Source organism: Paenibacillus sp. FSL H3-0329 (genome assembly GCF_037963285.1).
In the GTDB taxonomy this organism is placed as follows: Bacteria; Bacillota; Bacilli; order Paenibacillales; family Paenibacillaceae; genus Paenibacillus_AQ; species Paenibacillus_AQ odorifer.
On the sequence record NZ_CP150150.1, the window covers coordinates 3,855,700 to 3,871,351 of the forward strand.

Below are 15,652 nucleotides of genomic sequence, written 5' to 3' on the forward strand. Positions count from 1 at the left end.
AAAATGTATAATTACATAACCCGCTTGAACAATTTCTCTAAATCATAGGATGAAAAAGAGATCACAATCGGCCGTCCATGTGGGCAAGTATACGGTTGCTTGCACTCTGCAAGTCGGGATAACAGAGCTTCCACTTCCTGTTCTGTTAGTTTATGGTTGGCCTTAATCGAGGCTTTACATGAACACAGAATCGATGACTTTTCTCGTAGCTTCGCAAGATCAATCATACGCTCACTTAAGACCCACTCCGCCATTTCTTCAACGACCGCCTTCTCATCCCCTTCAGGAAACCAATAGGGCAAGGAACGAACGAGAAAGGTCTGTCCGCCAAAGTGCTCAAGGTATACCCCGGCCTGCTGAAACCAATGTAGACGTTCACTAAGCTGGCGACTTTCAGATGGCGTGAACTCCAGCGTAATCGGCAGTAGCAGCTCCTGTGAGGCATCCTCCGGCCGACCAAATTTCTCATAGAAGTATTCGTAATTAATTCGTTCATGTGCCGCATGCTGATCGATTAAATAAAGCCCTCCATCATTCTGAGCAATAATATACGTCCCATGATGCTGACCTATATAATTAAGCTCAGGAAAGGCCGGAAGTCCAGGCTCTTCTTGTTGTGGTGGAGCCCATAGCTTCTCAACCGAAGGGAGCTGCTTCTGCGACATTGAGGTTTCTTGCGGGCGATAGCTATTGGAATAACTAGTATTCGCACTAGTTTGGCGCCCCTGCGAAGATGAAGACGGATAGCCTGACCCGTAAGCTGGAGCCACCTCGCGAGCCACCTGATGATCCGCCTGACCTTCCTTGCTAAAATCACGGGAATTACGGTCAAGGCTCGATGACTGTAGTCCACTTAAGAAGTTGGCAGATCCCGTGGGAGCTGTATCCTTCACATCACCAGTCGAAGATGACGGTGGAACGGCCCCTTTGGAAAAAGCAAATTGCTCCTGGATAAAGGAGCTGCTGCCCTTGGGTCCGATTGTTTCCTTGCTTGGACGTGGAATCAGACTTTGCCCCAGCAGTATTTTGCGGATCTCCTGCTCAACAAAGGTGTAAAGCTCATTCTCTTTACTAAATCGAACCTCCAGTTTTGCTGGATGTACATTGACATCTACCAAAGAGGGGTGCATATCCAGTTCAAGAACTAATAGCGGATAACGGTTAATCGGAAGCAAGGTATGATAAGCGCGCATGATTGCTGCGTTCAGACCATTACTGCGAATATAACGTCCACCGACAATAGTAGTGATTGCATTTCGATTGGAACGAGTCCATTCTGGACGACTAATATATCCGGAAATCCGGTAATCCAAGTCTTCTGCCGTAATCGGCAGCATTGCTTTGGCGGCATTGGTTCCGTAAACAGCTGCGATGACCTGCAGCAGATCACCATTTCCGAGCGTATGCAGCAGCTGATTGCCATTATGATGCAAGGTAAAAGAGATCCCCGGATGAGCGAGCGCCATGCGGTACATGGCATCTGAGATATGGCCCAGCTCCGTCTGAATACTCTTCATATATTTCAGCCTTGCCGGCGTATTAAAAAATAATTCACGAACGGCAAGATCACTTCCCCGGCCGGAAGGAGCGTCCTCATTTCGTATGAGATTGCCACCCTCAATGTCTACTAGGCGCCCTTTGCCGTCATCGGCAGTTGCAGTTAGAAGCGATACCTTGGATACCGCGGCAATACTGGGAAGTGCCTCTCCGCGGAAGCCTAAGCTTGTGATTTGAAATAGATCACGGCCATTCAGAATTTTACTTGTAGCATGCCGGTAAAAGGCGGTCTCACAATCTTCAGGATCAATCCCAGAGCCATTATCTTTAACGCGGATGCTCTGCAAGCCCCCCTCTTCTACCGATACCTCAATTCTTGTACTGCCAGCGTCAATCGCATTCTCGACAAGCTCCTTTACAACAGAAGCTGGCCGCTCTACTACTTCACCCGCAGCAATCTGGTTGGCAATATGCTCGTCCAATATATGAATTTTGGCCATTTCATTCACCTCTTATTTAGGCAATCAATTATTATAAAATCTTTATTGCAGATCCTTAACCTTCATCTTCAGCTCGTTCAACAGACTCATCGCCTGCAGCGGCGTCATATTCATAAGATCAGCGTCACGCACAGAAGAAATGAACTCTTTTAGCGCGGGATTCTCATGGATTTCAGTTACCGCTACTTGATGTGCACTACCTTTGCGGTTCTTGCGTGGTTCTTCCTCACCAAAGATAGACAACTGAACAACCTCATTTTCTACAGGTGCCTCAGTGATGACACTTACGGCTTGCGCCACGGAAGATGTGCTAGCAACTTCTCTTACAGCCGCCTGTCTTTCGAGGCTTCCCCCGTAATGAAGTTCAGTACCACCAGGATGGGCTGCCTGCTCAATGCTCTGTAAGAGACCATAAGCTCGGTCAATAATCCCTTCAGGAAGACCCGCAAGACGTGCACAATAGATCCCATAGCTGCTGTCAGCCGCTCCAGGAACTAGCTTGCGCAGGAAGTTTACTTTATCGCCGCTCTCTTGAACAGCCATAGAGTAATTCCGCAGTCCTTTAAGACTCCCTTCCAAATGAGCCAATTCATGAAAATGCGTCGAAACTAGAGCTTTGCAAGAAATAACATCATGTACATATTCAATAACCGCCTGAGCGATGGCCATACCTTCACTGGTCGAGGTACCTCTTCCCAGCTCATCAATAATAATCAAGCTGCGAGCTGTTGCTTTCTCTGTCATAACCTGGATGTCAGCCATTTCCACCATAAATGTACTTTGACCACCGATCAAATCATCAGCTGCTCCAATACGAGTAAAGATCCGGTCTATAAGCGGAACTTCAGCACTGTTTGCTGGAACAAAACATCCAATCTGAGCCATGATGCAGATCAGCGCCACCTGACGCATGTAGGTGCTTTTGCCCGCCATATTAGGACCTGTAATTAGAAGAATGTTACCTTCTTCCTTACTCAGCGTGCTTCCATTTGCAATAAACGCGGAATCTTTAAGCACCGCCTCCACAACGGGATGACGGCCCCCTTCAAGCCGAAGATCATAACCATCCGAAAGGACTGGCTTCACAAAACGATGTTCGGCACTAACTGCCGCCAAGCATTGATACACATCAATCTCGGCAACCTTTTCTGCAAGATTTTGCAGGCGGGGGATTTGCCCGCTGATGCGATCACGCAGCTCGGTAAAGAGGCTGTATTCCAAATCCGTCATTTTATCCTGAGCTTCAAGAATAAGTGCTTCCTTCTCTTTAAGCTCAGGTGTGACAAAACGCTCTGCGTTAGCAAGCGTCTGTTTGCGTTCATAACGTCCTTCCGGCAATGCAGCCAGATTGGATTTGGTGATCTCTATGAAATAACCGAAGATTTTGTTATAGCCGATCTTCAGTGACTTAATGCCAGTGGCCTGTCTTTCTTTAGCCTCCAGTTCAGCGATCCAACGTTTACCGTTACTGCTAGCTTCCCTAAGCTCGTCCAAACGTTCATGATAACCGGAACGGATAATTCCACCGTCGCGCACAGACACCGGGGCATCCTCGACGATTGCACGGTCAATGTCCTCTCGCAGCTCGGCGCATTCATCCATGCTTGCACCGATCTCTCGTAAAGTAGCTGAACCGGAGGTCATACATAATTCCTTCAATGCAGGAATTTGCGCCAGCGATAATTTCAGGGCATTCATATCACGGCCATTGGCGCTGCCAAAAGCAATACGACCCACCAACCGCTCCAAATCATAAATTTCTTTAAGCGCTAAACGCAGGTCCTCGCGAACGATAAACTGATTGTACAAATAATCGACAGCCTCTAGGCGCCGTTCGATCGGAGCTCGCTGCAATAGCGGCTTATCAATTCTACGGCGCAACAGACGGGCGCCCATCGACGTTTCCGTTCGATCCAGCAGCCAGAGCAAGGATCCTTTTTTGGAGCGTTCGCGAACCGTTTCGGTTAGTTCAAGGTTCCGGCGTGTAAATGGATCTAGAATCATATAATTGCCTGGTTCATAAGGAGAAATCTGACTAAGCTGCCCTAACGAACGCCGCTGGGTCTCATTCAGATAAGAGATCAGAAGCGCCAGACATTGTCCACGTTCCTTCTCTAGACGTACCCATGCCGCTTCACCGAACTGACGACGTGCCAGCTCCTCCTCGCGTTTCTCCCAAGGGGTGTAAACTACAGGTTTGGCTAACAGCGGCGTTTCGCTTCGCAGAATCTCCAACAGTGCAGCGTCTCCGATGATCTCAGCCGGTTCATAGATGCCAATCTCATCACGCAGCCATTCGGCTCCAGATAATACCGAAGTAACATATAGCTCACCAGTTGTTAAATCGCAGGCAGCTAATGCCATCATTCCGTCACTTTCGGTAACGCAAACGAGGTAGTTGTTGCTCTTGTCAGCAATGATTTTTCCATCCATCACGGTTCCTGGTGTCACGACGCGTACAATATCCCGCTTCACCATGCCTTTCGTGACTGAAGCATCCTCTAACTGCTCACAAATGGCGACTTTATATCCTTTTTCTATCAGGCGTTGAATATATCCCTCGGCGGCGTGGTAAGGCACTCCACACATAGGGATTTTCTCCTCGCCCCCGCCTTCGCGGCCTGTCAACGTAATCTCAAGCTCCTTGGAAGCCAAAATGGCATCTTCAAAGAACATTTCATAGAAATCGCCCAGTCTAAAAAATAGGAAGGCATCCTTAGCCCCTTCCTTTACCTTTAAATATTGCTCTATCATCGGCGTATATTGTGCCATGGTCAACCTCCATGCCTATTTAATGCTGTCCCCCATTATAACAGAAAATTGGTGGACAAAGTTACCCTGAAACCTCACATTAGTACAACGAAAGACTAGAATACTTATCAGACAAACACTTACAGGAGGTATATTCTTCTGCTTTTAAATATTGTAAAATATTAACACAGATCGTCAGCCCATATGAAAATCAAAGGAGAATACAATATGATACGAAAGCTAACGAAGGATGATCAAGAGCTGCTGATGGCGTTGCTGCGGAAAGAGCCGGCGCTTAATTTATTTATCATTGGCGATGTGGAGAATTTTGGGTTTGAACAGGATTTCATGGATTTGTGGGGAGAGATTGATCCAGCTGACGGGCGGATAAAAGCCGTTCTGCTACGCTTCTATAGAAGCTACCTTCCTTATGCAGATGGCCCTTTTGATGTCGAGGGGTTCGCTGAGATTATCCGAAAGGATAATGACATGCATATGATCTCCGGAGCCTCAGAGGTGGTGAAGGCTTTTGACGGGGAAATTAATTTCAAACAAGTAAAACAGCTGTATTTTGCTGAATTAAAAGATATGAACAATAAAATAAGTGAGTCCTTCTCTTCAGCTGAGCCTATCAAAAAAGCTACAGTTCAGGATGTAGAAGCGATTTGCGCACTCACCGATACCATTGAAGAATTTGAAAGCAGCCGGAATGGTTCAAGAACCAGCCTGCGTAAAACGCTGGAAAGCAACACCGGCCGCACGTATTATATGGAACGGGAAGATAAGGTCATTGTCACCGCTTCAACTTCAGCGGAAAATTCCATGTCAGCGATGATTGTCGGGGTTGCCACACATCAAGCATTCAGAGAGCAAGGCCTTGCTTCGCGCGTAATGGCACAGCTATGTGCAGACCTGCTTCATGAAGGAAAGTCATTATGCCTCTTTTATGACAACCCACATGCCGGAGTTATTTATAAACGACTTGGCTTTCAAGATATCGGTTCATGGACCATCGTTAACATGTAGACCAAATAGTAAAATATCACATTTTTACTTTGCTGCACCATAACTCACGTATATCACGCGACTCATCCCACGTCCGCTCAGCGGCAATATATTCGAATAAAGGCTCGATATAGGGGGCGGCAATCTCGTAGCCGCCTAGGGAACGCAGCTGCGCCAGCAATGGGGGGATTGCGGCGCGCAGCGGAGGTTTATCGCCGCTGTAGTAGGCGATATGCAGGTCTTCCCGGTCTAGCGGGCGTTGCGTCAGGTCCTCATAATGGCTCACGATCAGATGAGCCAGATAGACCGCGCCTTTAGCGATGACCGGGGATACCAGGAAGCTCGGCAAGGTCCGGTACTCGAAGCCGCCATGCGGCTGAGTCCGGAAATCGCCGAGCACGCCGTATCGGGGACGACGCGCCCCTGCGCGGACGTCTTCGAGCAGAAGCATGGGCAGCGCGAGATAGTTATCGAGCGCGCGCAGCAGCGGCGCCGTCAGCGTCACGCCGCTGAAGTGCAGATGGCCGCCGAGGGCCCAGCCCGTCAGCGGCATGCCTCCCGCCCGCCAGCGCAGCGAGCGGTCGGCGATGAGCCGGTCCGCCAGCGCCGCGGCGGACATCAGCTGCGCCAGCAGCGCGCGCGGTTCCCCGCGCGGCTGAGGGCGCAGCTCGGCGACCGGGAACGCGCCGCGCGTTCCCGGAGGTCCGGCGTCGCAGCCAGCGACGCCGTCCGTGGGCAGGTACCGCGACGCAGGCACGACGCGGCCGGTGGATTCCCGGAGGATGATGAACTCCGGGTCCATACCCATCAGCAAGCCGCTGCGGCCCGGCTGCTCCAGAGCCAGCTCTCGTTCCAGCGCTAACGCTGCGGAACGATAAGGCTCGGGCAATCGTTGCCCGGAGGTCTTTACTAGTGGAGTGACTCCCTCCACCACATACCTCCGGTTCCCCATTGCCCTCAGCAGTACCTCACCGCTATCCAGCCCCAAGCTGTACAGCGTGCGGACAGCAATCCGCTGGAGCAATTTCATCACCCCGCGAAGCTCTCCCCGCACTCGGCCTCCCGTGGTATTGCTCTCGGCATTAGCAAAGCTCACAGCTTCGCTATAATTATCGGTGGCCGCACGCATTCCAAGACCCGCTCCAAGCAAAGAGATGTGGAGCACAGTCAAATGATAAACCAATATCTTATAACACTGCCTGTGCCCCTTCTCAGTAGCGTGTAAAGCATATGTATCGACAAAACGTTTTACAGATGGCGTCAGCGTTGCTTCAACTCCGCTTCTAAGCAATCTAGACTCTCTCTCTGCCACAGACAATTCTGAATACACCTTAAGACCTTCATTCATACTCTTTAGCGCCTCCATCCGAGCGTGAACCTTTTTTCATCCTAAAAATAAATAAAAAAAAGGAGGGCATTCGCCCTCTACGCCGCCGCACTCCCTACATATAATGGACCATAACCCATTGATACTCAGTTAACGGCGGCGTATCCTTCCTTACAGCTCATCATCCAGATTGTCAGGGTCCAGATCATCGTAATCGAAGCTATCACCTTCAAAATCATAATCCTTGTCTTCTGGATCATCACTTTGCTCAGTGACATACACACGGACTTTGGTCTCAGCCACCAACTCCACTTCGAATTCGCGCTCTACGCGAAGTGTCACACTGCCTCCGCCTGGCGATACGCCCGCTTCTACACAGTTGGGTTCCTGCGTTGCCTCCGCAGAGACCTCAACTGTTGAAGTGCGGTGTCTCGTGTCCAGGTAGGAAAGCGGGATGAGCTCCACATAAGAGACTGTTTCCTTTGCTACCTCGGTCTGCTTGTTCTTGTCGTACGAGTACCAGATGTTTACATCATAAGTACCAATTACTTCGATTCCGTTCCCGGCGGCAACCGCTTCGTATTGGTGGTTGATAATCCAAGCCCCCAAAATACTAGTCGGATGATGTGGCGGAGTCACGGTATGGGTTGCTGTAGAGAACTTACGACCTTTGCCGCAAATTGCCTTCGTAATGATCTCCCTTGTTTGACGTTTATGGCTTAATGACATCTTTGAACCTCCTCCATACAATCATTCACTATCAAGTGTATGCAGGTTCTAGGCATTTGTTGATTGTTAGACTATAAATAAATTTGAGTAAGCCCTCAAGAAGGCTTTTTCAGGAGACTCATAGTTCATTTTATTTCAAAATTTGTACATATATGAGTAGATTCCAAAAATGGTCCAACCTGTTCCAGAGCCATTCCTGACCCCTAAAAAAACCTTAAAACACCAGCTATTGCGGGATTACCCGCACAATTCCAAGCGATCTATGTTTGCTTAAGTCAATAAAATCCTCATCAATATTCACCAGTGGCCGCAAAGGGTCTGTAGCAAGAATCATAACAATTTTTCCTTTTCGCCCATCTGTCAATTCCACTTCGTTCCCTAGCATTGACTGCATTAACTTATTAATAAACACTCTGCAAATATAAGGGTCGAGCTTACCGAACACACTCTCCTCCATTTGCAGTAATACTTCGTATAAAGGAGCCGCTTTGCGATAAAAACGGTCGGAGGTCATCGCGTGAAACACATCAGCCACAGCAACGATTTTACTGAAATCAGTAATCCGGTTCCCAAGCACACCAAATGGATAACCACTGCCGTCCATTCTTTCATGATGCTGTAAGGCTACTAGCGCTTGGGTATGGTTTGTGCCTACCGTATCCCTGATCATCTCATACCCAAAGGTCGTATGCTTTTTCATCAGCTGAAACTCTTCGTCGGATAATGGACCGGGCTTGGTTAATATGTCATCCGGGATTCTCATTTTGCCGATATCATGAAGAGTCGCTGCAATGGTCAACATGCTCAAATCCTCAGACTTTAGCTTCAGCCATTTGCCTAGCAAGGTAGATATTATGCCCACGGCTACATTATGTCTGTATGTATAATCATCTTTGGTCTGCAAAGCAGCCAATACTCCGTAGAAGTCATTCTTTTCGCTTACCTGCTGGATAAACGGAATCACTTCATTTCTAACTTCCAGCATAGGAATTCTTTTATTTTTGTTATGACGAATCTGTTCAAAAATATTCTCAATCGCAGCTGTACAATCATCAATTGCAAGCTGGAAAAATTCCGCGCTATCCAGCTGGACGACGTCATGAGATTCCAGAGTGATCTTATGTTGTCGAATTAATCTAATATGTTCAGCACTCAATAAAGTCAATGCGGGTAAAACAAATACTCCTTTGTCATTAAAGAGGTTAGCTACAAGTTGTTTTCCGATAAATGATTCCATATCTTTGTCCATACGCCTCACCTGCCAATGCGGAAAATTCGTATATGAATTTCCTGCTTGAATTTGAACTCACCCTATAATTGTTAATCCCTTTCGGAGATCAACTTTTAGTTCATACATATTTTATCGTGATTTCAGGGGCGAATGTTAATACTTCACTTTATTAAAGCCTAATTTTAAGCTTTTTTCCGGGTGAGCAAACGTTTCTCAGGCTTATAGCTGACCGGTATTTTATGGCGTTTCGCAATTTTCAAATAAAGTGCCAATTCTCTGCAAAGCTGCAGAATCGCTGATCGCACTTCGAATTCCTCACGTGTCTCCGGCAAATCCATGCTTTCAAATTCTTGTTCAAGCTCTTCCAGCAAATGTTCCGTGCGGCCTGTATATTCTTCAGCCAAAACATCTCCGCTAAGCTGGTCGAACAATTCAGCTACCATCTCTCCATGCGGTAAATGGCGATATACTTGAGAAATCAGCTGCATCATGCTTTGAATCGATTCCAGCTGCTCCTTACGCATATAGAAATAGACATTCCAAGCTTCATCAGGATGAATCACATGATTCTCCATCTCACGAGTAGCGGCAGTCAGTCCCCGCTGCACTGCATTATCCGCATCAATTAATTCTTTGCCATCCCACATATACGCAGGTTCACGCAAAGTACGGGCCATCTGAGTAAAAATAACTGAAAAGTATCGATCCACTTCCTTGCGGATTCCATAAATAACTCCCCCGGTCTGTGGCATGTAAATCAAGTTAACCACCCCCGCTGAACCGAGACCTATGGCCAGAAGCTCTACTTGCTGCAACAACACATGAAGCGATAACTCAGCTTGTCCAAAAACACGAAACACAATAACAGAGCTAGTGACAATCCCTTCCTTGTAGCCAGACTTCACAATCATCGGAAAGCCAACCAGAACGTATAGTCCAAGCACCCAGTAATGAAATCCTAATATCCAAAATAAAATACACCCAAAAAAGAGTCCCACGAGCGAGGCCAAAAAACGCGCCGTTATCGTCCGGAAACTCCTTTTCAAGGTAACCTCCACACCCAAAATGGCTAAAAGCCCTGCACTTTGTGCATTGGGTATGCCTACTGCAGACGCGAGAAGAACGGACATTAACGTCGCAGCAGCTGTTTTAATCACACGAAATCCCATAACCCTATCTCTCCTTAAAAGCACTAACCGTTAATAGGTAAAGATATAGACATGTTACAAGATTTTGTGTACGGACACAACGTTACATTAGACTTACCGCCGGTATAACAAGCGCTTCTCCAGATACACTACCAGTTGATACATTGCCGTTGCTACGGTTGCGATAATCAGCAGACTGGACATCACAAGCGTGAAATTAAACACCTGGAATCCATATATGATCAGGTACCCAAGACCGGATTTTGCTACTAGAAACTCTCCCACGATAACCCCGACCCATGACATACCCACATTCACCTTTAGGGTAGAGACAACCGTTGGAAAAGATGCCGGAAGAATCACTTTAAAAAACACCTGAACTTTAGAAGCTCCAAAAGAACGAACCACCTTCACTAGATTAGGATCCACACTACAAAAGCTATTGTAAACAACAAGTGTAGTAATGATCACCGTAATCGATAAGGTTGTTACAACGATAGCGGTGAAACCCGCCCCGAACATTACGATAAAAATCGGCCCCAAGGCCACCTTCGGCATACTGTTAAAGACAACCATAAACGGATCAAGCACCGCTGATAAAAACGGAGACCACCAAATAATCACTGCCAGCAGCGTTCCTAACAAGGTTCCCAGAACAAACCCTACCGCAGTCTCTCCTACCGTCATCCCCAAATGAGGCCACAAGCTTCCACTGATCATATCCTGCCAAATCTGCTTGAAGATTTTTGTCGGGTAGCTGAACAATAACTCATCAATCCAGCCCATTCTTGCTCCCGCTTCCCACAGCACAAAGAACAGCAGCAACAGACTGCTTCTTACAGCAATTACCTGATTACGCTGGCGCTGCTTTCTTTTTTTGAAATCCACATGCATTTGCTGCAGCCACAGTTCACGGGAAGCTAAAACTCCCGCTTGCTCTGTTCGTTTCATTAGCTTTCCCTCCCTGCGATCTCCATCTCTGTCCATACTTCATGAAAAAGCTCCGCAAACCCTGGCTGATCACGCGCATACAGCGGTGGGGCTGAGCGGATTAGCTCCGGAACAGGAAAAACTTTACGAATCTTCCCTGGATTTCGCTGCAATAAAATAACCCTACTGCTGACCGCAATCGCTTCTGACAGATCATGCGTGACCAAAATAGCCGTGGTTCCCCGGCTGCGTAAGGTCTCTGAGACTAAATCCTCCAGCTGAAGTTTGATCTGATAATCAAGTGCCGAGAACGGCTCGTCTAGCAGCAGCAGTCCTGGATTGGTAGCTAATGTTCGTACAAGAGCCACCCGTTGCCGCATCCCTCCGGATAGCTGAGAAGGATAGGCCTGTTCTTTCCCTTCTAATCCCATCTCGCGCAGCAGCTCCAAAGTCCGTTTATGACTTTCCTCGTTTAAGCTTCCGGTCAGCTCCAGTCCAAGCACGGCATTGTCAAGAATACTCCGCCAAGGAAAAAGATAATCCTGCTGCAGCATATATCCAACCTCAGGTGAAGGGCCTAGAATGGGTTGGCCATTTACGAATACTTCACCCTCAGAGGGCTGCAGCAGTCCGGCAATAATCGACAGGAGAGTCGTCTTGCCACAGCCACTTGGGCCTACTAAGCTGACGAACTCTCCTTGCTCGACATTAAGATTTAGATCCTCAACGGCCAGTGAAGCTTCCCGATCGCCGAGATAGGCATGCGTTACTCCCTTTAATTGCACTACTGGAAGCAAGGTCATCCCCTCCTTATAGTTAACAAAATCCTTTTAGGATCTTATCTCTCTTATTTAGAGCCACTGCTCTTTATGGTCTTTTCAGCTTTTTCAGCAAAAGTATTGTTCACGATTTTTTCTGCTGGAACACGTTCTTTAAGTTCACCTGCGTTATCCATAACATCTAGCAGATTATTCCATTCTTCATTATCAACAACCGGATTAATGGCGTAGGTGTCTTGCTCCTTGTAACGTTTTACAGCAGAAATCACAATGTCACGATCCGTTTTATCAAAATAAGTTATTATGGCATCCGTAATTTCTTCAGGACTATGTTCCTTCACCCAAAGCTGAGCACGCTGGATGGCATTAGTGAACTTTTGCACGGTGTCCCCATTTTTGCTTATATAGCTGTTCTTTGACATAAATACTGTGTAAGGTAAATAACCGCTCTCTACCCCAAACGATGCCACTACAGCTCCCCGGTCTTCTCGTTCGAAGATAGAGGCCTGCGGCTCAAACAGCTGCACATAATCACCAGTACCTGAAGCAAATGCACCGGCAATATTAGCAAAATCGATATTTTGGATCAAGGTAATATCCTTCGCAGGATCAATTCCTTTTTTAGATAAAGTAAACGCGCCTGCCATTTGTGGCATTCCGCCTTTTCTTTGACCAAGGAAAGTAGAGCCCTTCACTTTATCCCAATTAAAATCTCCATCAGCCTTCCGGGCGAACAGGAAAGTTCCATCCCTTTGAGTCAGCTGTGCAAAATTAATGACCGGATCATCCGAGCCCTGCTGATACACGTAAATGGAGGTTTCTGAACCAACCAACGCCACATCAATAGCACCTGAAAGCAATGCGGTCATCGTTTTATCGCCACCGGGAATCGTCTGCAGCTCTACATCCAGCCCTTCATCTTTGAAGAAACCTTGAGTCAAGGCAACATACTCGGGTGCATAAAAGACAGAGCGGGTAACCTCCCCAATCTTCACCTTTACCGTCTCTGACTTTCCGCCGCAACCGGCAAGTACTGAAAAGCATAAAGTAATGATCATGAGCGACAATGACAGCTTTTTCCGAATCTTCATTCTTCATTCTCCTTTCTTACCGGGTCCTTCGCCCTTGCTTAAAGCATATGCACATGCCTACTGAAAGGTTAAAATCCCGAATATCGTGGGGAATTAAAAGAATATCCATGATATCAGCAGTTTTTATTGAATTTATGGATAAATATCACTGGATTTGCTGTTTTTATATCTGTGCAAACGTTTTACCTGAGGATATGATTACAGTACTATAAGAATTAAAGCGCTTACCATTTCCTTTATAGGAAAATTGCAGCAGAAGGGGTTATTTTATATGGATAAACAAGCAACACCTATCACCAAAAAACACACAATAAACGGACTTTTGGGTCTTAGCTTAACTGCCTTTCTGCTCTCCGGGTGTTCAGGAAATAATAACAATATTTCTTCCTCTGCCTCCCCTTTTCCATCGCCAAAAGCAAATACTGTTCAGGATACTACAACACCTCCCGCTGCAAAAACGATAACTACTGACGAACAACCCTCAACGGTTTATTATGAGATTTTTGTTCGTTCATTCTATGACTCTGACGGGGATGGCATCGGTGACCTCAAAGGGATTTCCAAAAAATTAGATTACTTAAATGACGGAAATCCTGACACCACAGACGATCTGGGGATCGGTGGGATTTGGCTTATGCCTATCAACCCTTCACCAAGCTATCATGGTTACGATGTGACTGATTATCGTGCAATCAATCCAGATTATGGGACGATTGAGGATTTACAGGAGCTCGTTACGGAGGCGCATAAACGTGGGATTAAAGTAATTATGGATTTGGTCGTGAATCACACCTCCAAAGAACATCCTTGGTTCGTAGATTCCGCTAAAAATAAGGACAGCAAATATCGCGACTGGTACATATGGGCTGAAGATCAAGGACGTCCTGCGAATGGAGCCAGTGCCGCTGGTAGTGGAAATGCATGGCACTCTTTACTGGGTAGTCATTATCTAGGTGGCTTTTGGGAAGGCATGCCTGATCTAAATTTTGATCATACGGAAGTTCGTAATGAAATGAAGGATATCGGCAAGTTTTGGCTGGAACAAGGGGTTGATGGATTCCGTTTAGACGCTGCTAAACATATTTACGAAGACCTTCTAACCGACAAAAGCCAAGCCACAACCCATAAAAATGTATCTTGGTGGCAGGATTTCCGCAAAGCGATGAATGAAGTGAATCCTCAAGCTTATATTGTTGGTGAAGTATGGGAGAATTCTGCAGTCACCGTAGGGGCTTATTTGGATCAAGCCTTTGACTCCAGCTTTAACTTTGGTTTAGCGGAAACTCTTATTAATTCCGTGAAAACTGAAAAAGACAGCGGGACTGCCTTTACGCTGGAACGTACGTATAATCTGTACTCCAAAATATCTGAGAGCCATTTTACCGATGCGATTTTTTTGACAAATCATGATCAAAACAGAGTCATGAGTCAATTAGACGGCAATCTGGATCATGCAAAAATGGCAGCAGCCCTGCTGTTAACCTTGCCTGGAAATCCTTTTATTTATTATGGTGAAGAAATAGGAATGCTTGGTGTAAAACCAGATGAAGGAATTCGTGAGCCCATGAGATGGATGACAGCGGATCAGGGTGAGGGGCAGACTACTTGGGAGGTCGGCAGCAATAACGCTGATGATGTTAGCATTAATGTCGAAAGCCAGACTAACGACAGCAGCTCACTGCTTAAAAGATACCGCGAATTCATTGCGTTAAGAAACGAAGTCCCTGCGCTCCGTGATGGCGGAATTCGAGACTACACTTCTGGCAATGTAGGGGTAATGGCCTACGAACGTATAACAACAAAGGATCAAGTCCTCGTTGTTCATAACCTAACTGGAGATGAACAAATCATTACGCTTCATCCAAATGTCGAAGGTATCTCTTACACCAAGATCCAAAAGACAACTGCTGACAAAGTGACCTTAAATTCAGATCAGCTTACTCTTCCTCCCTATTCAACGGTTATTGTGAAGTAGGAAAAGAGGAGGAATCTAATACCCACTCTGCCACTGAACTACATAATTGTGCTTTCGATATAGGAAGAGCTACAATCCAGTCTTGGGAAGGATCGCTGCTCATTCGCAGCAACCAGCCACTTGAATGATCGCTTATGAAGCTAGCATACTGAAACTTCCAGCCATTATCACTAGAAATGCAAAGTCGTAATTCTCCCTCTGCGTCGAAGCATTTCATCACTCGTGCAAGATGGTTGGAATGGACGTCATCCCCTGTCTCTGCAGCTAAACACTCTGAGAGTCTGTGAACCGTAGAGGAATCTGAGCCTTTTTTCAGCTCCTCAAACCTTTTTTTTGACATTAGCAACGCCGGAATCCCGTGAGCAAAGGGCTCCATCGCTCTCTCACATTCGAACAACTCGAGACAAAAGCTCTCTGTTTCATCTCTGCTCTTCAGCACACACGGAGGAGAGTCCGGTGTATTATTGCAGTAGGCTAGTATTTTATCCTTATGTATTTGCAAACACAGATCTTTAGTTTTCTCCTTCTCTCTATATTTGAATCTACCTATCCTTTCTGCTGTAGGCGCAGTATTTAACAATTCATTTAATACTACTTGGTCGGTTACCCGATCTGGAAATAAAAATTCCGTTAAATCCGTTAAATCCGTTCGTTCTTTCTCATTCACATTATTGTATCCTTCCTGTATT

Annotated in this window: 12 protein-coding genes; 2 read left to right on the forward strand and 10 right to left on the reverse strand. The window is 46.6% G+C overall.

Annotated elements, in window-relative coordinates:
• Positions 1–11: 11 nt before the first annotated feature.
• Both mutL and mutS read right to left on the reverse strand, forming a co-directional pair.
• The gene (gene mutL / locus NSQ66_RS16995) at positions 12–1,997 is read right to left on the reverse strand and encodes a DNA mismatch repair endonuclease MutL (protein ID WP_076142116.1); all 1,986 of its coding nucleotides are present in this window, start codon (positions 1,995–1,997) and stop codon (positions 12–14) included.
• 42 nt (positions 1,998–2,039) lie between these two features.
• Positions 2,040–4,769 carry a DNA mismatch repair protein MutS gene (mutS, locus tag NSQ66_RS17000; RefSeq protein ID WP_036687747.1) on the reverse strand — a complete coding sequence of 910 codons (2,730 nt, stop codon included), beginning with the start codon at positions 4,767–4,769 and terminating at the stop codon, positions 2,040–2,042.
• A gap of 207 nt (positions 4,770–4,976) precedes the next feature.
• Here mutS and NSQ66_RS17005 point away from each other — a divergent pair, with 207 nt between their 5' ends.
• A complete protein-coding gene (locus NSQ66_RS17005; RefSeq protein WP_038571594.1) occupies positions 4,977–5,774 on the forward strand; it encodes a GNAT family N-acetyltransferase in 798 nt (265 codons plus the stop codon).
• Between the two features lie 16 nt (positions 5,775–5,790).
• Here the strand turns inward: NSQ66_RS17005 and NSQ66_RS17010 are convergent, their stop codons facing one another.
• From NSQ66_RS17010 to NSQ66_RS17040, 7 genes are all read right to left on the reverse strand, one after another.
• Positions 5,791–7,101, reverse strand: coding sequence for a hypothetical protein (locus tag NSQ66_RS17010; RefSeq protein ID WP_170914290.1), 1,311 nt, complete (start codon positions 7,099–7,101; stop codon positions 5,791–5,793).
• A gap of 150 nt (positions 7,102–7,251) precedes the next feature.
• Positions 7,252–7,809, reverse strand: coding sequence for an outer spore coat protein CotE (locus tag NSQ66_RS17015; protein WP_036687755.1), 558 nt, complete (start codon positions 7,807–7,809; stop codon positions 7,252–7,254).
• A 226-nt stretch (positions 7,810–8,035) separates the two neighbouring features.
• Positions 8,036–9,058: an HD-GYP domain-containing protein gene (locus NSQ66_RS17020; RefSeq protein ID WP_051491532.1), complete on the reverse strand. Its 1,023-nt coding sequence runs from the start codon at positions 9,056–9,058 to the stop codon at positions 8,036–8,038.
• A 164-nt stretch (positions 9,059–9,222) separates the two neighbouring features.
• The gene (locus NSQ66_RS17025) at positions 9,223–10,209 is read right to left on the reverse strand and encodes an aromatic acid exporter family protein (protein WP_036687757.1); all 987 of its coding nucleotides are present in this window, start codon (positions 10,207–10,209) and stop codon (positions 9,223–9,225) included.
• Positions 10,210–10,302: 93 nt separating this feature from the next.
• Entirely contained in the window at positions 10,303–11,139 is an 837-nt protein-coding gene (locus NSQ66_RS17030; RefSeq protein ID WP_076142118.1) for an ABC transporter permease, read from the reverse strand.
• Positions 11,139–11,915: an ABC transporter ATP-binding protein gene (locus NSQ66_RS17035; protein ID WP_076142119.1), complete on the reverse strand. Its 777-nt coding sequence runs from the start codon at positions 11,913–11,915 to the stop codon at positions 11,139–11,141. Before NSQ66_RS17035 ends, NSQ66_RS17030 begins: the two co-directional genes overlap by 1 nt.
• Before the next feature lie 50 nt (positions 11,916–11,965).
• Positions 11,966–12,988: an ABC transporter substrate-binding protein gene (locus tag NSQ66_RS17040; protein WP_038571597.1), complete on the reverse strand. Its 1,023-nt coding sequence runs from the start codon at positions 12,986–12,988 to the stop codon at positions 11,966–11,968.
• 271 nt (positions 12,989–13,259) lie between these two features.
• Between NSQ66_RS17040 and NSQ66_RS17045 the strand changes: the two genes are divergently transcribed.
• Positions 13,260–14,963 carry an alpha-amylase family glycosyl hydrolase gene (locus NSQ66_RS17045; RefSeq protein ID WP_076142120.1) on the forward strand — a complete coding sequence of 568 codons (1,704 nt, stop codon included), beginning with the start codon at positions 13,260–13,262 and terminating at the stop codon, positions 14,961–14,963.
• Here the strand turns inward: NSQ66_RS17045 and NSQ66_RS17050 are convergent.
• Positions 14,950–15,630, reverse strand: a complete 681-nt coding sequence (locus tag NSQ66_RS17050; protein ID WP_076098755.1) for a hypothetical protein — start codon at positions 15,628–15,630, stop codon at positions 14,950–14,952. The two genes, NSQ66_RS17045 and NSQ66_RS17050, sit on opposite strands and share 14 nt — an antisense overlap.
• Between the last annotated feature and the right edge of the window lie 22 nt (positions 15,631–15,652).